Below are 20,615 nucleotides of genomic sequence, written 5' to 3' on the forward strand. Positions count from 1 at the left end.
CTCCGCCTACATGAATCGACTGACGTCAACCCGCGACGGTCAGCCGCAGCAACATGGTCGGGGAGGCGTCCGGATCCGCACCAAGGCCGACCTGGGTGCTACCGTCCGGGTCGACCTCGACCGTGATCTCCTCGCCCTCGTCGCTGCGCAGCTCCGCGGTCACCTCGTGGCCGGTGCCGGTGCGCTGACCGTCGCCGCGGATCTCGTACACACCGGGGACCTCCAGGTTGAGCAGCCCGGTCCGGGCCGTCACCTTGAAGCAGACCCGTCCGATGCCGTCCGCCCCGATCTGCTCGTCCGTGGTCCAGACCTTCAGCAGCCCGATGTCGCCCTCCGGCGGCGTGGCGCAGTCGGCCAGCAGGATGTGCCCATCACCGGAGATCAGTTTGACGTTCTGCTGCGCCAGGATCTGCGCGGCACCCGGGTAGCTGAAATCCTCCACGATGGACGGAGGCGCGTCGTCGGCCACGGCGCGGGTCGGTGCCGACGCCCCGACCAGCAGCCCGGCAGCACCGAGGCCGAGCACCGCCGCCAGCAGTCGCGTTCGCATCACGATGTGACTCCCCATCCGTCAGGCGCTAAAGGGTTGGGCGGACAGCAATGCCTGGTCCCAGCCGCCGGTGTCCACCGGATCGTTCGGGAACGACTGGATGTCCGTGCCACTGCCGTTGAGCGGATTCTGGTCACGGAACCGCAGCATGGCGCCCTGCGCGGTACGCGCGTAGTACAGGCCGTTGCCCGGCGACAGCAGGTGCGCGTGATTCCAGCCCGACGAAGCCAGGTCGGTCCGCGCCCACGTGTCGGTGATCCGGTACTGAATCAGCGTGCCGGCGCTTGTCGTGGCCAGAAGCAGGTCCGGCGCCGCCGCGGCCAGCGTCCTCAGGCTCCCGAACCCGCTGGCGCCGATCAATGTGTTGTTGGTCAGGGTGGACGGCTTCGCGCTCGGCACCGTGTACCGGCGCAGCGCCCCCGTGGCCGCCGCGATCCCGAACAGCGAGCCGTCCCCGTCGTACGCCAGCAGCTTGTGCGTGTAACCCGTGCCGATCTGCACCGGCGGATCGAAGCGCAAAGGGTTGGTGGCGGTGATGTCCACCCGGTACAGCACTCCGGTCGTCGAGGCGACCAGCAGTGTGTTGAAGTTCAACGTCGCCATCGACCCAGCCGCGAAGGGCAGCGCCGCTGCCGACGTCACCGTCCCCAGCCGGTCACCGGTCGCGGAGTCGATCTGCGAGTACGTCAACCGGCCGTCGGATCGGATGCCGAAAATCGACACGTCGACCGGGCTCTCCGGGAAGGACGTCAGCGGCACGGCCGACAGCAGGGTCTGATTCCAGCCACTGGTGTCCACCGGGTCGCTCGGGAACGACTGGATGTCCGTGCCACTGCCGTTGAGCGGATTCTGGTCACGGAACCGCAGCATGGCGCCCTGCGCGGCACGCGCGTAGTAGAGACCGTCGCCCGGCGACAGCAGGTGCTCGTAGTCCCAGCCCGACGTCGCGAGGTCCGTCCGGGACCAGGTGTTGTCGCTGATCCGGTACTGGATCAACACCCCGGCGCTGGTCGTGGCCAGGAGCAGATCCGGTCCCGCCGTCGCCAGCGTCTTCAGAGTCCCGAACCCCCGGTCGCCGATCAACGTGTTGTTGATCAGGGTGGACGGCTTCGCGCTCGGCACCGTGTACCGGCGCAGCGCCCCCGTGGCCGCCGCGATCCCGAACAGCGAGCCGTCCCCGTCGTACGCCAGCAGCTTGTGCGTGTAACCCGTGCCGATCTGCACCGGCGGATCGAAGCGCAAAGGGTTGGTGGCGGTGATGTCCACCCGGTACAGCACTCCGGTCGTCGAGGCGACCAGCAGTGTGTTGAAGTTCAACGTCGCCATCGACCCAGCCGCGAAGGGCAGCGCCGCCGCCGACGTCACCGTCCCCAGCCGGTCACCCGTCGCGGAGTCGATGCCGGAGTACGTCAGCCGGCCGTCCGCCAGCACGCCGAACACCGACACGTCGGTCGTCGCGAGCCTGATCCAGTCCCGGATGTCGTCCACCCGGGTCTCGAGCGCACCCCGCCGCGTCTCCGTCTCCCCGACGCACCCGCCCTGCCAGGAGGAGTGCCCGATCGCCACCAGCTCGGTCCCCCCGCCACCGTCACGCAGCGCGGGGCCGCCAGCGTCCCCCTTGCAGGGGCCGGCCTGGTCCGCTGTGACACCGGTAATGTCCATAGTGGAGGTGCCGACGGAGGTGACCTCGAAGGTGGCAGTGTGCGCCCGGTTGGGCACCCATTCGGTGCGGGTGCGGCCGTACCCGATCAGTCGCAGCCGCTCGCCCACGCTCGGGGCGGCCGAACCGATCGGCACCGGCGCGATACCCGAGATCGGCGTGGCGAGCCGGGCCAGGACGACATCACGCTGCGGGTGCGGGACCAGCCGCACGACCGGCACCACGTGACCCGACGTGGTGCTCAGGTCCGCCCGGCCGACGGTGGCCATCGTCGCCCGCTTCGGTGGCCCCAGCGTCACGGTCTGGCCTCCCGCCTCGAAGCAGGTCCGGGCGGTGACCAGCCACTGCCGGTGCACGAGGGAACCGGTGCAGCTGGTGCCACCCGCCCCGGGCGTGCCCACCTCGATCTTGGCCACGAACGGGTCGATGCCGTCCGCCGACGTCTGAGCCGGACCTGCGACGACGGCCGCCGCACCACCGAGAAGTCCGAGCAAGGCCAACCACAACCACCGACGCACGGCTACTCCCATCCAATCGAGGACATACCGGTTCGCTGGCCGATCCCTGCCGGCCAGCGAACAGCAACGCCCCGGTGAGCGTGATACATGGGCAGGCCGCCCTCCCCCGTTGACGGATGCGATCGGCCGAAGACAGCGAGGTGTGTCCGGCGGCCGGCATCCACCCTGAGGCAGGCCATTTGACTCGCACTTGCACCCGGATTGAATGTGCAGGTCAGGGCCGAATTCGGTGGGGAGGTCACCGCGCCGGCGACGCGGGTGGGGTCAGGCCGGCGCGGGTTCGGGGACCCTTGCGGTCAACACCGGTACGCGGTGACGAAGTAACTGGTACGCGCACCGATGAAATGCTGTCCCGCGCCCAGGTCCGGATACTGCCGCTACCAGGTCGCACCCCGGTCGTCCGAGCGCATCTGGGCGGTGCAGTAGCCCGGACCGGTGTACCAGCCGGCGGTGGTGACCCAGCCGAAGTACTCGTGCGTCCACAGCTCGAATCGCAGAATCTCGTCGTAGGTTCCGTGGTTGTAGCGCCCGTCCCGGTCATCGATGACGCCGAAACCGGCTCCGCTGGCGTTGCCGATGGTGTTGGTCGCCCACGAGGGGTCTGCAGCTCGCGGGCCAGCGCGGTGTGGTTCGGGTGGTTTGAACCGGCCATCGTGAAGGTGCGCAGCGGCCCGAACTGGGCCTCGATGGGGTTGGCCCACGACGCGCTGGTCGGGGTGAGGCACAACTCGACCTTGTTCCGGGCGGCCCAGGAGCGGATGGCGGGGGTCTTGTTCGCCGACAGGTTGTCCAGGATGCGTAGATCGGTGCGCCGTCCGGCCGCCGTGTGCGGATCGGTCACGCAGTAGCTGCCGCAGCCGTTCCCGGCCCACCAGCACCCGCCGCTCCGTGTTGGTAGTAGCGAGGTAGTCGGCGAGTTTGCGCAGGCTCCAGCGAGTGAACGGGTGGCCGAGCTTGGCCGGCCGCGTGGTGGCCGTCGCAACGATGAACGCCTCATCGTCGTCACTGATCCGGCGGGGACGGCCTCTCGCCCACTGAGGGTCCAGCGCGCGAAGACCCATCTCGTTGAACGCGTGGATCACATCACGCACCGTGTCCTCGTGCGCCGCGACCAGACGCGCGATCGCCGGCACCGGCGTACCCGACGCCGACGCCATGATGATCAACGCCCGGCGGACCCGAACGCTGCGGCCCTCGTCCTGCGTCAACCAGCGTGCCCGTACCGGCTCGGCCAACCCGCCCACCCACTCTCGACAGCCAACATCACCGCCGTCGAGGGTGAGTCCTGACCTCCAGGTCCCAGCGCCACCCGGCGTGTCACCTACCCGGTGAACGTTTCTGGTCAGAGCACTAGAGCCAGAGCTGCTGCTCCCCGCGCACGCGGGGGTGATCCCGTACCCCGCGTTGGCAACGGCGCGCCGGCGACGGTCGCCAGTTGGTTCGCATGGTGGTGCCTCCGGCCCACCACCGGATAGTCATCGGTGAATGTCCGAATTTGTGTTGCGGTTGATCGTCGCTGATCTGCGGCGATGCGGGCTCGTAGCCACATTCGATCTCGGGTGGATGCGCGTAGGTGGGGCAGGAGCCCTGCGGCGCGCGATAAGCGGGATAACCGCGCACGCGCCAGGGTAGCCCGCTCCCGGTCGCGCTACGCCACTGTCCGGCCTCGCGTGTGGTCCGGAATGGCTCTGTGGAGCGATGTGGCGCGGCCAGGTGCCGGCATAGCGTCGTCGGCATGACCAAAACTCGATCTCGAGGGGTCCTGCTACGCCGCCTGGCTGGCGTGGTCGTCGCGTTGCTCGGGGTCTTCACCCTGTTCGGCGGGCTGTTCGTGCCGATCGGGGTGATCCTGCGCGATCCGCGGATCGTGCCCGCGCCGGAATCCTGGGTGGCGATCTGGATCATCGCGGTGGGCCTGCTGATCGCCGGCTGGCCGGCTCGGCGCCCAGGCACGGGCGGCAGTCGGTAATGGGGATCTCCCGCCGGGCCTTGCTCCGCGGGGCGGCCACCCGGCGGTGGTGGCGCTGCCTGCGGCCGGCATGGCCGGGTACGTCTGGAGCACTGCGTACCGCAGCAACGTCGGCCAGGTGTCGTTCGACCGGCCGCTGGCCATCCCGCCGCTGGCCCGCGGCGTCCGCGACGCGCACGGACGGCTCCGCGTCGACCTGCGGCTGCAGACCGGTCAGACCGAGTTGCTGCCGGGCAAGCGGGCGGATACCTGGGGGGTCAACGGCAGCTATCTCGGGCCCACGGTACGGGTGTCCCGGGGCGACACCCTCGCCCCGGTGGTGCGTAACGAACTGCCGGAGGCGACCACGCTGCACTGGCACGGCATGGAACTGCCGGCCGAGTTCGACGGTGGCCCGCACCGCATGATCCAGCCCGGCGCGGTGTGGCAGCCCGCCTGGCGGGTGGACCAGCCGGCCGCGACGCTGTGGTTCCATCCCCACCCGCACGGGCGTGCCAAGGAGCACGTCTACCGCGGCGTCGCCGGTCTGCTGTATGTCGACGACGGCGCGGCCGAGGGCCTGCTGCCGAGCGAGTACGGGGTGGACGACATCCCGCTGATCGTGCAGGACAAGGACTTCACCCCAGAGGGCCGACTCGACCACGCCAACATCGCCTTCGGCGGGTTCGCGGTCACCGGTCTGCTGGGTTCGGAGATCCTGGTCAACGGGGTCTGGGGTCCGGTGCTCGACGTGCGTACCGAGCGGGTGCGGCTGCGGGTGCTCAACGCCTCCAACGCCCGGATCTACGACCTGGTTCTCGGCGGCGGCCGGGACTTCCACGTGGTGGCTGGCGACAACGGCCTGTTGCCGGCGCCGGTCCGGGTCGACCACCTGCGGCTCAGCCCCGGGGAGCGGGCCGAGCTGCTGGTGGAGCTGCGTCCGGGCGAGCGGGTACGGCTGCGCAGCCGCCCGCCGGAGCTCGGCGCCAATCTGTCGACCGCCTGGCCGGCGGCGCCGACGAGTTCGACATCCTGGAGCTGCGCGCCGCGCAGAACCTGCGCCCGGCTCCGCCGCTGCCGGCGGCCCTGCCGGCGTCGCCCCGACTACCGCAGCCGGCCGCCGGCCGGGCCGAGCGCGTTTTCGGCCTCGGCGACTTCCTCATCAACGAGAAGGCCATGGACGCCTCCCGGATCGACGCCGTGGTGCCGCTCGGCAGCACCGAGATCTGGCGGCTGCGGAACGACGTCGGGCTGCCGCATAACTTCCACATCCACAACGCTGCGTTCGAGGTGCTGGAGGTGGCCGGTCGGCGGCCCGAGCCAGCGGGGCGGGGCCGCAAGGACACCGTCTACGTCCCGCCGGGCGCCGAGGTCCGGCTGCTCGTCCAGTTCGGAGCGTACCCGTCGCCGACCTGGCCGTTCATGTTCCACTGCCATTTGCTGGCACACGAGGACGCCGGCATGATGGGCCAGTTCGTCCTCGTGACGCCGGGCACCGACCCGGCGGTGGTCGCGCCGCCGGCCCCCGCAGACATTGGCCATCATCATGACTGAGCATGTGCGCCGGCTCGGCCGGGACGCCGCATTGGCGGCCGTCGTCGCCGTGTCGGTGTGGACCGTCACCGCCCTCGCAGAGGAGCCGGCGTCGCTACCGGTGAGCCCGGCCGGCTGGATCCTCGGGTTCGTCCTCGGTGGCCTGCAGTTCGCCCGCCGGCGGCACCGGCTCGCCGTGCTGCTGGTCTCCACGGCGGCGGTCGTCACGTACCACCTGGTCGGTTACCCGGGGATCGGGACGGCGTGGCCGCTGCTGCTGCCCTTCCTCGGCGCGGCCGCCAGCGGCCACCTGCGGCCCGCAGCGCTGCTGGCGGTGGCGTTGCTGGCGGGCAACGTCGGGTGGCGGATCCTGGTCGAGGACGAGTGGCCGCTCGGGGTGCTGGTCGGCGAGGCGCAGAGCCTCGTGGTGGTCGGCCTGGCGCTGGCCGTCGGGGAGGCCGTCTGGCAGCACCGCCGGTGGGCCGAGGAGGTGCGGCGGCGGCTGGCCCGGGCCGACGAGGAGGCACGCCAGGAGGCCGAGTGGCGGTTGGCCGAGCAGCGACTGGTCGTGGCGGCTGACCTGCACGACGTGGCGGCGCACAGCCTGGTGGTGATCGGCCTGCAGTTGCGGCTCGCCGAGGAGACCGTTAACGCGGAGCCGGACGCCTGCCGGGCGGCGATCGCCGCCGCGCTGGCGGCGCACGACGAGGCCGTCCGCGAGACCTCCCGGACGGTACGCCTGCTGCGCGACGCGGCACCGGCGCCGCTGCGGCCCGCGCCGACGCTCGCCGACCTGGGCCGGCTACCGGAGGTGGCGCAGCGGGCCGGACTGGATCTGCGGGTGGACCTCGACGGGGTGCGGGACGTGCCGGCGTCGGTCGCCCAGGCCGCGTACCGGATCGCCCAGGAGGCGCTCACCAACACGCTCAAGCACGCTGGCGCCGCCCGGGCGGCGCTCACCGTGCGACGGGAGGGCGGGTCGCTGCACCTCAGGTTTGCCGATCCGGGTAACGAGGGCGTGGGACGTTCGGTATCGGCGGGATCGCCGCGCCGGGGTGCGTCCGGCTCCCCTGCCTCCTCCGGGCAGGACGCGCCCGGGCCGCTGGTGCCCGGCCAGGCCTGGCCGGTGGCGCCGGGCGGGCACGGGATCGCCGGGATGCGGGAACGGGTACGCAGCCTGGGTGGCCGGCTGGAGGTCGGCCCGGACGGCGGCGGCGGGTTCCGGGTGGACGCCTGGCTGCCGGTGAGGGACACCTGATGGTCCGGGTGCTGATCGCCGACGACCAGCCGGACGTGCGCTCCGGAATCCGGGCCCTGCTGGAGCGGACCGTCGACATCGTCGTGGTCGGCGAGGCGGCCGACGGCGCCGCAGCGGTGCGCATGGCAGCGGAGCTGCGGCCGGATGTCGTACTCATGGACGTGCGGATGCCCGCCCGGGACGGCATCGCGGCCACCCGGCAGATCGTGGCGGGTTCGCCGGACCCGACGCCGCGGGTCATCGTGCTGACCACGTTCGACTTGGACGAGTACGTCTTCGGTGCGTTGCGCGAGGGGGCCAGTGGCTTCCTCACCAAGAATGTCGCCCCGGACGAGCTGCGCCGGGCGGTCCGGCTGGTCGCCGAGGGCCAGGCGCTGCTCGACCCGGCGGTGACCCGCCGGGTGATCGAACGGTTCGCCGCCCCACCCGCCGCTGGTTCCGCGCCGGCTGCCGATCCGGCCGCACCCGTCTCTGGTTCCACGCCGCCCGCCGGTGCCGCGCCGCCCGCCGGTGCCGCGCCGCCCGCCGGTGCCACGCCGCCCGCCAGTGCCACGCCCGCCATACGGTCCACCGCGCTCGACTCGCTGACGCCGCGGGAGCGGGAGGTCGCGCGGCTGGTCGCCCGAGGGTTGACCAACGAGGAGATCAGCGTTTCGCTGTTCCTCAGCATCTGGACGGTGAAGAACCACGTGAGCCGGATCCTCGCCAAGCTCGGCGCCCGAGAACGGGCGCAGATCGTAATCGCGATGTACGAGGCCGGCGAGCTGCATATCCGGTAGGACGAATGGCCTGAAGTATTCCAATACCCGTGCCATGGCCTTGAGCTGGAGTTCTGACCTCCTCCCGCACCTGGCCGATCCGGTGCAGCGGGATGCCCTGCAGAGCACGTAACCATCGAGGTGCGCGACGGTGCAGCACACCGGCCGCTAGTTTCGGCCACCGGCATGTTTGCTGGCGTCGGCGGAGTGACGCAAGGAGGAGGGTGCCCCCGCGCTGGTAGGGGGCGTAGAACCTGGAGGCGTCGAGGGCCTGATTGGGATTTCAACCACCTTGCAGAAGGATGGTTAGGCTTACCTTATATGCTGACGCGGCCCGCTCGCCGCATCCGGTGAGCCGGGGCGTGACCCAGCCTTTCGAACGACAGGACCCATCATGCGCACCACCTCCCGCGGCCTCTTCGTGGCGCTTGCGCTCACCCCGTTGCTGGCCAGCTGTTTCGCGTCGGGCGGCTCGGGCACCGATGCGAAAGCCGGGGCATCCGGTCGTCTGAGGGTCGCCCTCGCGGTGCCGCCGGTGCAGGCCCTGTCCCCGTACAGTAATGACGCCACCGTGCTGAGCAAGCTCTCCGTGGTCGAAGGGCTCACGGCGCTGGACGCGGACGGAACCGCCGCGCCGGCGCTGGCGAAGTCCTGGACCCAGAAAAACGCCACCACCTGGGTCTTCGAGCTGCGCAAGGCCACGTTCCAGGACGGCACTGAGGTCACCGCCGAGTCCGTCGTCAACGCGCTCGACCACGCCAATGCGGCCAAGATCAAGCCTCGCGTCCTCAGCGACGTGACACTGACGGCTAAGGCCGAGGACACCGACAGCATCACGATCAGCACGAAGGCGGCCGACCCGGTGCTCCCGCTGCGACTCGCCAGCCCCGCGCTGGGGATCCTTTCCACGAAGGCGTACGCGAAGGACGGCACCGTCAGCCCGGTCGGCACCGGAACCGGCCCCTTCGAGATCACCAAGCTCACCGGGAAGACCACGGCGACTCTGGACCGCTTCGACGACTACTGGGGCGGCAAGGCCAAGGCATCCGGCATCGACGTGACGTGGATCGCCGACGGCGCGGCCCGCGCCAACGCCCTGCGCGCCGGAGAGGTCGACATCGCCGAGTGGATCCCCACTGCCCAGGCGAAGCTGCTGGGCAAGGACACCCGTCACGAAGTGCCCTCCGTGCGGACCGACAGCCTGGTCCTCAACACCCGCAGCGGCATCTTCGCCGACGAGTCGCTGCGCGCGGCTGCCCGCGAGGCCGTGGACGGTTCGGTTCTCGTCGACTCGGTCTTCGGCGGATACGCCGACCCAGCACAGGGCCTGTTCGGACCCGCCATCTCCTGGGCGGCCGACAAGCGTGTCGCGGTGACCGGCCGCGCGACGGCCGCGACCACCGCACAGGTCAAGTCGAGGACCAACGGCAGGACGGTACGCCTGGCCACCTACACCAACCGCACGGAACTTCCCGAGGCCGCGACCGTCCTGCAGCAGCAGCTGGAGAAGGCCGGGTTCACCGTGCAGCAGGACGTACGCGAGTACACGCAGATGGAGGCCGACCTCCTCGCGGGCAGGTACGACGCGCTCGTCTTCTCCCGGGTGACGCTCCTCGACACTGGCGACGCGGTCGCATACCTCGCGAGCGACTTTGCGAGCAACGGCGTCTACAACATAGCGGGCCTGCAGGACTCCGCGGTCGACCAGGCCATCACGTCCGCGGCCGCAGAAGGCGACACCGCGCAGCGACAGCAGAAGATCATGCGGGCCGAGGCGGAGATCCTGCGCACCGATGCCGTCGTGCCGCTCATCCACGAGAAAGTCGTGCAGGGCATCAGCACCGATGTCGAGGGTGTTGTCCTCGACCCCCGCGAGCGCTCTCTGATCGACCTCGACACCCGGTTGAAGTAGCGACGGATGAGCAGTGCCACGTCGGCCGGTGCCCGCCCGGCCCGGTGGCGCGCGGGCGTTGGCCGCGTCGTCGCCGGGGCCGCCCTGCTGGCGGCCGTCGCCCTGCTGCCCTGGCTGTCCGGGATCGACCCCGCGCTGACGGTCCTGCGAGCCCGCTCCGCCGACCAGGATCCCACCCCTGCGCAGTTGGCCGCCATACGGGAGCAACTGGGCTTGGACGAGGGGCCGTTCCGGCATCTCGCACACTGGCTCGGTGGACTTCCGCGCGGCGACGCGGGCACCTCCTGGGTCTCGGGCGAACCGGTCCTGCCCCAGGTGACGACCGCTTTCGCGGTCTCCGTCACGCTGATGCTCGGCGCGCTCGTGGTCACGATCGCGGTGGCCGCGCTGGTCAGCGCCCGCACCCTGTACCTCGGATCCCGGCGGCGACTACGACAGGAGCGGACGGGCATCGGGGTCGCCATCCTCGCCGCGCTGCCCAAGTTCGTGCTCGCCTCGCTGCTCGCCACCGTGTGTGGGGTGTGGTTGGGCTGGTTCCCGTCCAGCGGCTGGGAGGGGCCAGGGTCGATGGTGCTGCCCGCACTCGCCCTCGGCGTGCCGTCCGGGGCGATGATCGGCGGCCTGCTCGACCAGTCCCTGCCCGCCGCCCTCCACGAGCCATGGGCGCGGACCTGGTACGCCTGCGGGCTCTCGCCCGGCTACATCGCCCGGCATGCGCTGCGTCGCACGCTGGCCGGGGTGCTTCCACAGCTCCTGCCGACCGTCGTTGCCCTGGTCGGCGGCGCAGTCGCGGTGGAGAAGATATTCAACATTCCAGGGCTCGGCCGGCTCGCCCTGGATGCCGCCATTGCCCAGGACCTCCCGCCGCTGCAGACCGCGACACTGGTCCTCGTCCTGCTCGGCGTCGCCGCGGGCCTGCTCATCCAGGCCCTGCGCCGCGCTCTTCTCGGCCCCGCCCTGCGCGACGGCGCCCTGCCCGCCCTGCACTCGCCGGCCCTCCCGCGCCGGCACTCCACACGCTGGGTCGCCGGATGCTGTCTGCTCGCCCTGCTCATACTCGTTGTAGCCGGGCTGCTGCGGGATCCCCTACACGTAGACACGGCAGCCCGCCTGCTGCCCCCCTCAGCCGTGCACCCGTTGGGCACGGACGCGCTCGGCCGTGATCTGCTCGCTCGGCTGGGTCACGGTGCGCTGCGCACGGCGGGCGTGGCCCTCGCGGTGACGGCGGTCAACACCATCACCGGGCTGCTGGTCGGCATGGCGGGACGGGTGAGCGCGGGCATGACAGAAGTGATGTCGACGCTGCCGGCTGTCCTGGCCGGACTGCTGACGACCGCAGTGACCGGTCCGTCGGTGTGGGGTGCCGCGTGCGCAGTGTGCGTGGTCGGCTGGACCCCCTACGCCGCCCAGGCTGCGGCTCTGTTCGAACAGGAACGGGCGAGCAGTCACGTGCTCGCGTCGATCTCGCTCGGCGCCGGCCGCATGCACCTGCTGCGCCACCACCTGCTGCCTGCGGTGCTGCCCGCCGTACGGCGCAACGCCCTTCTGCGCTTGCCCACCACGGTCCTCGTGCTGGCCTCCCTCGGCTTCCTCGGTCTGGGCGAGCAGCCACCCACTCCAGAGTGGGGCCGCCTCCTGTCGGAGAACCAGCCGTACGTGGAACTGGCCCCCTGGACCGTGCTCGGCCCGGCCTGCGCGCTCGTCCTGCTCTCCGTTCTCGCCGTTTCCGCTATGGCGTCGGAGGGGAACAGAGACTGAGGTCACGGTCGCTGCGGCGCCCGGCTCAGCGCCCGCCAGCCGAGTGCGGCAACCGGAATACGTCGAGGGCGGTGAGGGCGACGTGCAGTTGGGTTCGTTGTCGACCGTTCTCCAGGTCACGTTCGAGGAGGCGTTCGATGGTCCCGTAGCCGTTCGTAGAGCGCTTGCCGGGAGATCGACTGGCGGCGTGCCGCGAGCGTCTTGTTGCCGGCCACATCGAGGTAGGTGTGCAGGGTGGCTAGCAGATCGCTGCCGTGCCGGTTGTCGTGCTCGATGAGACGGCCGATGTGCCGCTCTACGTAGTCCTGCACTTGAAGGTCGTCGCGCAGCGCATAGAGCAACTCGCGCAGACCTATGTCCGAGTCCTCGTAGAAGGGCCGACCGTCGGGAACCGCCGCGTGCGCCACTCGGGCGGCCTGGTGGAAGGAGCGCGCTGCGTGCGTGATGTCGAAAATTTCGCAACCGACGCTCACCACGGCGGTGGGATACGAGCCTTGGACGTGCGTGCCGAGCCGTTCGACCACAGGTCGCCACGGGCGCGAGGGCTTGAGCGCGAGCAGCATCCCGACGCGGGTCGGGGATACGGCAGCGAGAAGCGCGGGTACCCCGGCCTGCTGTAATTGCCGTGCCAGGTCGTCCTCGAGCTGGGCCTGGTCATCGACGCCTCCGGCGAGCGTGACCAATGCGATCATGATTCGGTGCCCGTCGGTGGGCACCCCCAGCGCCTCGATGCGGGCCCGGGCCTCGCTCGCCGAGCGGTAGCGCTGCTCGACCAGGTCCAGCAGCGCCGTACGGTGGGCGGCGCGTTCCCAGGGGCGGCCCTGCATCAGTCGGGCGATGGTCAGCGCCATCGCGGCACGTTCGAGGACCATGATGTGCTCGGCACCGAAGGCGGGCGAGGTGGTGGGGTCGGGAAGCATCACCAGACGGCCCCATTCTTCACCCTGGTACTCGACCGGGGTGACCAGCCACGACTCCGGCCCGCACACGTCCGTCTGATGCGGCGAGGGCGTGGCCCGGGAGCGCCGCTCCCACCTGGCGAGCACGTCGGTCGGCGCGCGGCCGGTCGACTCGGACAACATCGCCTGGTGAACCAGGTTCTCCAGAACCACGGGGTATCCGCTCATCTCGGCGGCCGCGCGTACCAGCTCCTCGGGCTGCGCTCCGCGCAGCGTCAGGGCGGTGAACGCCTCATGGACCTGTTGGGCTCGGCGCAGCGTTTCGACCTGGCTGCCGAGGATCAGGGCGTGGACGGTCTGGGTTACGTCAACGAAGTTGACGTCCCTGCTCAACACGATCAGCGGTAGATCGTTGGCGCGGCAGGCGCGGACGAGCTCGTCGGGCGGTGTGCGATACCGCCTGACCAGTTCGATCACCAGCCCGGCAGCGCCGACCTGGGCCAACTCGTCGACGTATTTGCGGATCAGAGTCGGCTCGGTGGGCAGCGGCATGCCGGTGGTGAGAACGAGCTCTCCACCTTTGAGGAACGAAGCGGGGTCGGTGAGTTCGGTGACGTGTACCCACCGGACGAGACGTGACAGTTGCCCGAGGCCGCAGATGACCTTCGGCTGGCCGGCGGCCAGGACCGGCAACTCAAGCACGTCGGCCACGGTGAGCGGGCGCAGCGGCCCCCGATCCGCAGCGTCGTCGTGCGGTCCGCCGGCCTTCGGTGCTGATGTCACGGTGAGTAACCCAATCAAGCGGGCGGCGTGTGCGCAAGAGCGGATCCCCAGCTCAGCGGGCGAGTGTGACTCGCCCCGCAGCCCAACGCCGCCGTCGCGACCGGATGTCGGCCTGACAAAACGTCCAGTCGGTGCCGGCTGTGGGCGACGGATTGCTCGTTGTCCGCGCGTTCCCGCCTTGCGACGCTCAGGACGACCGATGTACGCGCTGGGCTGGGAGACGAGTATGACAAATCTGTCGCCGCATCTGCGGCAGGCGACTCCGGTTGTCGCGACCCGTGGGGAGGGCGTGTACCTCTACGGCGAGGACGGCCGGCGCTACCTCGACTTCACCGCCGGCATCGGCGTCACCAGCACCGGGCACTGCCACCCGCGGGTGGTCCAGGCGGCCCAGGAGCAGGTCGCCACGTTGATCCACGGCCAGTACACCACGGTCATGAACCAGCCGCTGCGCCGTCTCGTCGCCAAGCTGGGCGAGGTGCTGCCAGAAGGGCTGGACAGCTTGTTTTTCACCAACTCTGGCAGCGAGGCCGTCGAGGCCGCGATGCGCCCTGGCCCCACGTGAAGACCACGATGCCGGCGAACCCGTTGGCGCCGCGCGGCTCGCAGCGCCGGCATCCGAAGATGCTCCCGGAGGGCCCGCGAGAAACGGCTGCTGGCCGAGGTGGGCACGGCTCGGGATCGGCTGGTGGTGACCTGGCTGGCCGATGGCGGCTTCCGGATCGGGGAGCTGTGCGGGCTGCACCTGGTGGACCTGCATCTTCGCGAGAACGCAGCGTGCGGGCAGTGCCGCTCGCCGCACGTGCACGTATGTCATCGGCCGGGCAATCCGAACCGGGCGGACGCGAAGACGAAGCATCCGTGGCGGGTGGAGGCCGGCACGGTGACGGGTGGGTTGATCAAGCGGGTCAGCCCGGCCATGGTGCACAGCTATTTCGACTACATCACCGGCGAGTACCCACGCGGCGGCGCGGGGCACGGGATGTTGCTGGTCCAGCTTTACGGCTCGGGACGGGGACGGCCGTGGGCGCCGGTCGCGGCCCGGCGGATGCTGGCGCGGGCCGGGCGGCGAACCGGTCTGGGGCTGGTCAAGCCGCACTGCTTTCGCCATTCCTTCGCCAGCGCCGTCCTCGACGCGGCCGATGGGAACCTAGTCATTGCCCGCGACGCCGGAGGCTGGGCATCCACGTCGGTGGTGGACGAGATCTACGCGCACGTGGATGTGCACGATCCGGCGTTCGACGCCGCGCTGCGCACCGTGTGGGGTGAGAACCGGTGAACGCCACCCTCACGCTGCTGCCGCAGCCGTCGAGGCCCGGCCGCAGGTGGTGCGTGGAGCGTACGTTCTCCTGGATCAACCGCTGCCGCCGCACTGTCCGCGACTACGAACGGCGACCCGAACACCACGCCGCGATGGTCCAATGGGCCATGATCATCGTCATGACCCGCCGCCTCGCCCGCCACCAACACACCTGAAACCCTTATTTACCAGGCTCTTAAGTCCGACCGGCCCGCGCTCAGCCCACCTCTGAAGCCGGTGGTGATCTGGGCGTCAGCGTGGTTAAACCTCGTCCATAACCACTCTGGTGCCCAGATCACCAGCGCTATCCAGGTATGGGCGCACAAACGAGGCAGCTCGACAGGAGGACGGGAGAGTTGCCGGCACTTCCCGGGCCTGCTCACCGAGCCGCGACGGGCTTCCATCCTGGACGCGCACGCCTACACGATCGGTGGTCACCTCCGCACGGGCGGTAAGTCTGAGCCTCACCACCCCGCCCCCACGTAGGGAGCCCCTGAAGCTCCCGCTTCGCGCACCTGACTTTGACTTGCCTAATGGGAAAGTGAACTGTTACTTTCCTGCCAGGCAAGTCAAACTACGGGGGTATCAGAATGAGCCACATCGACGACGCCCAGGCCCGCCTCGCGGAGGTCACCAAGCGCCGCAACCAGGCCATCGACGGCGCGTCCCGCGGCCGGCACCGCGGCTGGGGGACGCAACTCGCGATGATCGCTGGCTTCGCGGCGCTGGATCTTCCCGTGCCACCAGCCCTGCAGTTGTCCCTCTTCGGCGCCGCCGCGGTCGCCGCCCTGATCTGCTTCACCCGCGCCGGTCAGCGGAGCAAGGCGGCCCTACACCGATCCCAGCTGACCGGCCGGTTCTGGGCCGTTCTCGGCGGCTTCGCCCTCGCCGCCGGCGTTCTCGCCTTCGTCGGGATGTGGCTGGTCAACCGGATCGACAGCCCACTACACAACACTGTGCTCGGCATGCTGCTCGCCGCCCTCGTCGCAGCCGGCGAACCGCTGTACCGGATGATCCTGCGCCGGGCGACCTCATGACCACTCCGGCCGGCTTCGACGAGCTGATCCATCCGCCGACCCGGCTGAGCCTGATGGCGCTGCTCGCGGCAACCGAATGGGCCGAGTTCAGCTTCCTCAGGGAAAGTATCGAACTCACCGACTCCGCACTCTCCAAACAGGTCTCGACGCTCGTCGAGGCCGGCTACGCCGAGGTACGCAAGGAAGGCGCCGGCCGCCGGCGCCGTACCCTCGTCACCCTGACCCCGCGCGGCCGGACGGCCTTCGACGGCCACGTCGAGGCGCTGCGGCAACTGGTCGACCGCGCACTGTCGAGGTCCACAGCTACGTAGCCGCCCACGCCCCGATGGTGGCGATCCGACTGCCCCGGGCGGGTTATGCGGCGATCGGTGGAGCCGCACTGGCGGCCTGCCTGCTGGCCACCGATCCAGCGGGATATGGCCAGGGCGGCGAACACGATAGTCAGGTGTGCCTCGATCGACTCGCGGGTGTGGTGGAACACGGGCCGGGCGGCAAGGTCGCTTTTGGACATTCGAAAGGACTTTTCGACCTGCAGCAGCCGACTGTAGGCGCCGATCACCTGCTCGGGCTCGGGGTTGGGCAGGTTGGTGACGTAGCCCTTGATCCCGGCCAGGGCACGGTTACGGGCTTCCAACGTCCGGTTCACGCTCTTGACCGCCCCGGTCAGCCGCACGTACCGGTTACGCTTGACCGGCGTCTTGCCCGCGACAGCGTTCTCGGCCTTGGCGATCTGCTGGTCGATGCCGCGCAGCGTGCGCCGGGCACGGTCAGCCCGATACTGGTAGAAGATCGTGTGGTCACGGCGCTTGTCGCCGGGTTCGGCCGGCCATGGCTGGACGAACACGTGCCCGTCCGGGATCTCGGCGTCGGGGTGGGTGTCCCGCCACACCTTGACGACGTAGGGCACGTCGGGGACGCGGGCACCGCGGATGAACGACAGCCCAGAGGCTTCGATCGCGCGTTTCTTCGCCTCGGACACCATCCCGGCGTCGGCCACCACCGTGATGTCGGACAGGTGGTGTGCGTCCAGGAAGGCCCGCAGGACCGGCACCATCGTGGTGGTCTGAGCACGGTTGCCCTCGAACGCGTGCACCATCAGCGGGAACCCCGCCCTATCGGTGAGCAGCCCGACGACGATCTGCGGTTCCAGCCGCCTCTCTTTACTGAAGCCGGGCTCGCGGAACCCGTCACCTTCGTCGGTCTCGAAGTACAGCGTCGTCGTAGAGCAACAACGTCGCCGGCCCGAGGCGCACATGCGCGGCGCAGGCACGTGCCAGCCGCGCCCGCCACGGACCGCCGTCCGGATCAAACGTCGGCTCAGCGTCGTCCTCGACCGGCACGTCCTCGGTCTTCCCGCCGACGTCGGACGCCTTACCTCCCGTGGCATACACCCGCAGCCGCCGCTTGATCGTCGTGTACGACGGCGCCCGCGCGCCGGCCTCGTCCAGCACCCGCACCGAGTCGAGCTTGCTGGTCGGTTCGATGATCCTGGCCAACACCAGCGCCTTGAACACCTCGTCCCGCTCGGCAGCGGCAGCGAACCCCAGGGCGTCGTACCCGCGCCCCAACGCGTCCAGCAGATGCCCGGCACGTGTAGACGTGATCGGCAACGGGTCGCCCCCGTTGGCCGAACTGTCCGGCAGACGCAGATCCAACTCCTGCTGCCCCGCGGCCAGCCGCTGCCGCGCCACCGCCTTGAGCAGCTCCACGTCCGCGTCAGTATGCGCAGACCCGATGTGCTCGATATCCCGCGAACCCCGCCGCTGGGAATGCACGATCTGCACTGCCCGCGCCCCAGACGCCGTCCTCACCGTCCGCACGTACGCCACGACCGACACGATAGAACCCGCTGAATTTGGTGCTGATGTTACGCATTAGCCCGGCGGAGGCGTTCGGCTGCCTGCGCCCGCAGCGCATCGCCGCCCGCCAGCGTGCCACCGCGCAGTGCCATCTCCCGGGCGTTGTACGCAGCCATCCACAAGCTGGCCGCCCATGCGATCTCCAGCTCCACGGCCGTGAACAAGCGCCCTCGAATGTCTTGATATGCCACCAGGAACGCCTCGGAGCTTTCGATCGGCGCCAGCGTGGGCGGCCCGGCACTGGCGAACGACCCGCTCGCCGCTCCCACCAGCGCTGACTCCGGCTGCCACGCCAGGCTGTCCCAGTCGTGCACCGCCCACACCTGCCAACCCTGCCACCGCAGGTTCTGCGCCTCGAAGTCGGCGTGCCCGAGCACGCACGGCAAGCCGGCGGCCAGCAGCCGTCCCCGGGCCCGCTCAGCCGTCTCGACAATCTGCTCGGACACGACACTCTGGTCCCGGCTGCCGAGAAAGTCGATCGCCGGCCACACCCCAGAATCGGTGTGGTCCCAACGCACCCAGGGCGGATTCGGCAGCGGCGGCGCGACAGCCACGCCGGCAAGTTCGGCCATCAGCCGGGCGAACACCTCCGCGCAGCGCAAGGCTATGTCCGGCGAGTCCCCCCGCAACACCTCACCGCCGGGCCGGTACTCCTCGGCATGCACGGCCAGCGCACCGACACCGACCACCGGCGTGAGCGGCCGGGCACACGGAAACCCGCGCTCGGCCAGCCGGGCCTGCGCCGCGACACACGACGCGGCCCGGCCGTCGTCGGCGCGCGCCTTGACCACGACGTCCCTGCCACCGGCCAACCGCAGACCGAACACCATCGAGACCTGTTGCGACTGGAACAGCACGCCGGCGGGTTCGCCGCCCAGATGGTCAAGACACCAAGCCGGCAACCAGTCCGGCAGCTCGTCCAACGGCACACTCAGGACTGTGCCATAGGCACCGAACGACCTGGATTAGTGCGCAGTTCCTGCTTTCGCGAACCGGAAACATGCAGGTCACAACCCCAAGCCGGCCCAGAACCCAGAATGGTGAGCCAAGTCGGGTTCCACATGATCTCGTGCTAGGCCCTCGCCAGCGATGAGTTTCAGTAAACCCGAAGTTCTGTCGACTCCGCCTGAAGAGGTTGAGCCGGTGCCGACAAATTCGTTGAGGTATGAGGCGGTGACCTTGGCCGTGGTGGGACCCAGCACCGCAAGGCCACGCCCTACCACACAACTAGCTCAGAGGGTGCGGCTCATTGGTAAGCGCCGACAGAGCGGCGGCAATCTCCTGCAACGTCGCTCGCACGTAGGTAGCCGTAGTGCCAGCATCACCGCCACCTTCCGAATGACCGGCGTAGGCCCGTGCGATGGCATAACCAAAGTTCCGTTCCACCCATGTCAACGTTGTGTGACGCAACCAGTGTGCTGATCTGTTGCACGTAAGCCCAGGGTAAGTGCTCGCCGATCCGCACCCACAGATAGTCGTAACGCCGGTACGTAATGGGCTGCCCACTCCGGTAGCGCAGCAGCTGGCCCGTCTCCGTCGCACCCCGCTCCTCAGCATGCCGCTGCAGATAGCGCATCAGCGTCGGGGAAGCTGGTTGCCACCGCATCGTGTCCCCCTTCTCCCTAAGCAAGATCAGACATTGGTCCGGGTCCAGATCGACCGGACGAAGCGCCAGCGCCCCACCGCGCCGACACGCCGTTTCGGTGTGCAGCCGCAACAGCAAGGTGTCGAGCGCTGGATCGTCGCCTGTGCTGGCTGCGGCCTCGTTGATCTCGGCCAGCCGCGTGTCCGCCACCGCTCGGCGCGTGCTTGGCAAACGTCGCGGCTTCGCCACCTTCAATGCGGGGTTGTCCGAAGCGGCGATGAACCCATCAGCGACTGCTCTCTTGTAGAGACAACGCAAGGCGGCAATAAGGTGCTCCGCCGCGCTTCGGCCTCCACGGGCATTCGCCGAGCCACAACGTGCGTCTTGACGAACTCCGCCAGCTGCTCGATCTCCGATGGTGTGGGCTCGTCGAGCCTTCGCTGCCCCCAATGCTCCACCACACGCTTCCAGTAGGAGCCGTAGGCACGCCGCGTACCTGCCGTGACCGCAGCCGCCACCACAGGGACGTACTCTGCGAAAGTCGGCGACGGAGGCCGAGCCACGGCAGCCTCCAAGAGATCAGCAGGCGAGATTCCCATTCGAGCAAGAAGCAGCCGCGCCGCGTCCAGCTCAGCACTATTCGCTGCGGCATCACTCATGCTCGCCCCCGAATACAGCTTCGTGGGCCTGCGCAATCATCTCGTCGAGCTTTGCCGGCGGGTAAACCACCAGACGCCCGCTGGCTGGTTCGGCCACGATGAACACGCGATCGCCGGCGGCGAGGCCGCACCAGTGACGAACCACCGCCGGCAGCCGGACGTGACCTTCCTTTGCCACCTTGAAGACGCCCTGTTGATCGGCCGACACCACGATCAACCCGCGGCGCTCCCGGATGCTCAAACGCAGCCCGGGAACCCACTGAAGCACCTTCATGGCCGCCCGATCAGCGATTTGACCATGCGCGTTCAGCGTGACCAGGCCGTAGACAGCTAGGCGGCTGGGGGGACGGCAAGACTCGGGAGCGGTAGCGGAGGCCGCCTCATCGCCGCCCCGGAGGAGCGAGCAGCAGCACCGGCGCGATCTCGGCGGCGACCATGCCGGCGACGCCGAGTCCGGAGCCGGTGAGGTCGAGGATGAGCAGACTCGACGCGTCGTGTTGAACGCATCGCCCCACGCGGAGACGGTCCGGGCCGCATCACGGCGTCGACCATTACGGCCCATGCTCCGCTTACCGACGCTGACTTCAGCATGGGCCGG

Annotated in this window: 18 protein-coding genes and 3 pseudogenes; 12 read left to right on the forward strand and 9 right to left on the reverse strand. The window is 69.7% G+C overall.

Translation table 11 applies throughout. The features are described from left to right. Positions 1-25: 25 nt before the first annotated feature. The 3 genes and pseudogenes from C1I99_RS01000 to C1I99_RS01010 all read right to left on the reverse strand — a co-directional run. The gene (locus tag C1I99_RS01000; RefSeq protein ID WP_233512241.1) at positions 26-550 is read right to left on the reverse strand and encodes a hypothetical protein; all 525 of its coding nucleotides are present in this window, start codon (positions 548-550) and stop codon (positions 26-28) included. Between the two features lie 21 nt (positions 551-571). After that, entirely contained in the window at positions 572-2,728 is a 2,157-nt protein-coding gene (locus C1I99_RS01005) for a trypsin-like serine protease (RefSeq protein ID WP_233512242.1), read from the reverse strand. A gap of 601 nt (positions 2,729-3,329) precedes the next feature. Continuing rightward, positions 3,330-3,963, reverse strand: a pseudogene (locus C1I99_RS01010) (helix-turn-helix domain-containing protein); the annotation flags it as partial. A gap of 500 nt (positions 3,964-4,463) precedes the next feature. On the opposite strand from C1I99_RS01010, the gene C1I99_RS01015 reads away from it, so the two are divergent. The 7 genes and pseudogenes from C1I99_RS01015 to C1I99_RS01040 all read left to right on the forward strand — a co-directional run bounded on the left by C1I99_RS01015 (position 4,464) and on the right by C1I99_RS01040 (position 11,895). Next, on the forward strand, positions 4,464-4,697 hold the full coding sequence (locus C1I99_RS01015; protein ID WP_146603857.1) for a hypothetical protein: 234 nt from the start codon (positions 4,464-4,466) through the stop codon (positions 4,695-4,697). Positions 4,698-4,767: 70 nt separating this feature from the next. After that, a pseudogene (locus C1I99_RS34900) lies at positions 4,768-5,232 on the forward strand (multicopper oxidase domain-containing protein); the annotation flags it as partial. 620 nt (positions 5,233-5,852) lie between these two features. Next, positions 5,853-6,230 (forward strand): multicopper oxidase domain-containing protein, encoded by a 378-nt coding sequence (locus C1I99_RS34905; protein WP_369122430.1) that lies wholly within the window; start codon positions 5,853-5,855, stop codon positions 6,228-6,230. Then, positions 6,223-7,467 (forward strand): sensor histidine kinase, encoded by a 1,245-nt coding sequence (locus C1I99_RS01025; protein ID WP_111132260.1) that lies wholly within the window; start codon positions 6,223-6,225, stop codon positions 7,465-7,467. The genes C1I99_RS34905 and C1I99_RS01025 overlap by 8 nt, the downstream gene beginning before the upstream one ends. Further along, positions 7,467-8,246, forward strand: a complete 780-nt coding sequence (locus tag C1I99_RS01030) for a response regulator transcription factor (protein ID WP_111132261.1) — start codon at positions 7,467-7,469, stop codon at positions 8,244-8,246. The genes C1I99_RS01025 and C1I99_RS01030 overlap by 1 nt, the downstream gene beginning before the upstream one ends. 373 nt (positions 8,247-8,619) lie before the next feature. After that, positions 8,620-10,137, forward strand: a complete 1,518-nt coding sequence (locus C1I99_RS01035) for an ABC transporter substrate-binding protein (protein WP_111132262.1) — start codon at positions 8,620-8,622, stop codon at positions 10,135-10,137. Between the two features lie 6 nt (positions 10,138-10,143). Continuing rightward, on the forward strand, positions 10,144-11,895 hold the full coding sequence (locus C1I99_RS01040; RefSeq protein ID WP_111132263.1) for an ABC transporter permease subunit: 1,752 nt from the start codon (positions 10,144-10,146) through the stop codon (positions 11,893-11,895). 116 nt (positions 11,896-12,011) lie between these two features. Here the strand turns inward: C1I99_RS01040 and C1I99_RS01045 are convergent, their stop codons facing one another. Next, entirely contained in the window at positions 12,012-13,496 is a 1,485-nt protein-coding gene (locus C1I99_RS01045) for a PucR family transcriptional regulator (protein ID WP_199561858.1), read from the reverse strand. 307 nt (positions 13,497-13,803) lie between these two features. Between C1I99_RS01045 and C1I99_RS01050 the strand changes: the two genes are divergently transcribed. The 5 genes from C1I99_RS01050 (at position 13,804) to C1I99_RS01070 (ending at position 16,225) form a co-directional block, all read left to right on the forward strand. Then, positions 13,804-14,142 (forward strand): aminotransferase class III-fold pyridoxal phosphate-dependent enzyme, encoded by a 339-nt coding sequence (locus C1I99_RS01050; protein ID WP_199561859.1) that lies wholly within the window; start codon positions 13,804-13,806, stop codon positions 14,140-14,142. 123 nt (positions 14,143-14,265) lie between these two features. Further along, positions 14,266-14,856 (forward strand): tyrosine-type recombinase/integrase, encoded by a 591-nt coding sequence (locus C1I99_RS01055; protein WP_233512243.1) that lies wholly within the window; start codon positions 14,266-14,268, stop codon positions 14,854-14,856. Beyond that, entirely contained in the window at positions 14,853-15,053 is a 201-nt protein-coding gene (locus C1I99_RS01060; protein ID WP_111132264.1) for a transposase, read from the forward strand. Before C1I99_RS01055 ends, C1I99_RS01060 begins: the two co-directional genes overlap by 4 nt. A gap of 414 nt (positions 15,054-15,467) precedes the next feature. After that, positions 15,468-15,914 carry a hypothetical protein gene (locus tag C1I99_RS01065; RefSeq protein ID WP_111132265.1) on the forward strand — a complete coding sequence of 149 codons (447 nt, stop codon included), beginning with the start codon at positions 15,468-15,470 and terminating at the stop codon, positions 15,912-15,914. Positions 15,915-15,967: 53 nt separating this feature from the next. Beyond that, positions 15,968-16,225 carry a winged helix-turn-helix domain-containing protein gene (locus tag C1I99_RS01070; protein ID WP_233512254.1) on the forward strand — a complete coding sequence of 86 codons (258 nt, stop codon included), beginning with the start codon at positions 15,968-15,970 and terminating at the stop codon, positions 16,223-16,225. Between the two features lie 83 nt (positions 16,226-16,308). Here the strand turns inward: C1I99_RS01070 and C1I99_RS01075 are convergent. From C1I99_RS01075 to C1I99_RS34465, 5 genes and pseudogenes are all read right to left on the reverse strand, one after another. Continuing rightward, positions 16,309-17,743 (reverse strand): annotated as a pseudogene (locus tag C1I99_RS01075) (IS1634 family transposase); the annotation flags it as partial. Positions 17,744-17,781: 38 nt separating this feature from the next. Continuing rightward, the gene (locus C1I99_RS01080; RefSeq protein WP_111132267.1) at positions 17,782-18,702 is read right to left on the reverse strand and encodes a phosphotransferase; all 921 of its coding nucleotides are present in this window, start codon (positions 18,700-18,702) and stop codon (positions 17,782-17,784) included. 392 nt (positions 18,703-19,094) lie between these two features. After that, on the reverse strand, positions 19,095-19,676 hold the full coding sequence (locus C1I99_RS33600; protein WP_233512244.1) for a site-specific integrase: 582 nt from the start codon (positions 19,674-19,676) through the stop codon (positions 19,095-19,097). A gap of 333 nt (positions 19,677-20,009) precedes the next feature. Beyond that, entirely contained in the window at positions 20,010-20,291 is a 282-nt protein-coding gene (locus C1I99_RS01095; protein WP_111132268.1) for an AbrB/MazE/SpoVT family DNA-binding domain-containing protein, read from the reverse strand. A gap of 106 nt (positions 20,292-20,397) precedes the next feature. Further along, positions 20,398-20,532: a hypothetical protein gene (locus C1I99_RS34465; protein WP_267897454.1), complete on the reverse strand. Its 135-nt coding sequence runs from the start codon at positions 20,530-20,532 to the stop codon at positions 20,398-20,400. Positions 20,533-20,615 lie beyond the last annotated feature (83 nt).

This window comes from Micromonospora deserti, from assembly GCF_003236335.1.
GTDB classification, from domain to species: Bacteria; Actinomycetota; Actinomycetes; order Mycobacteriales; family Micromonosporaceae; genus Micromonospora; species Micromonospora deserti.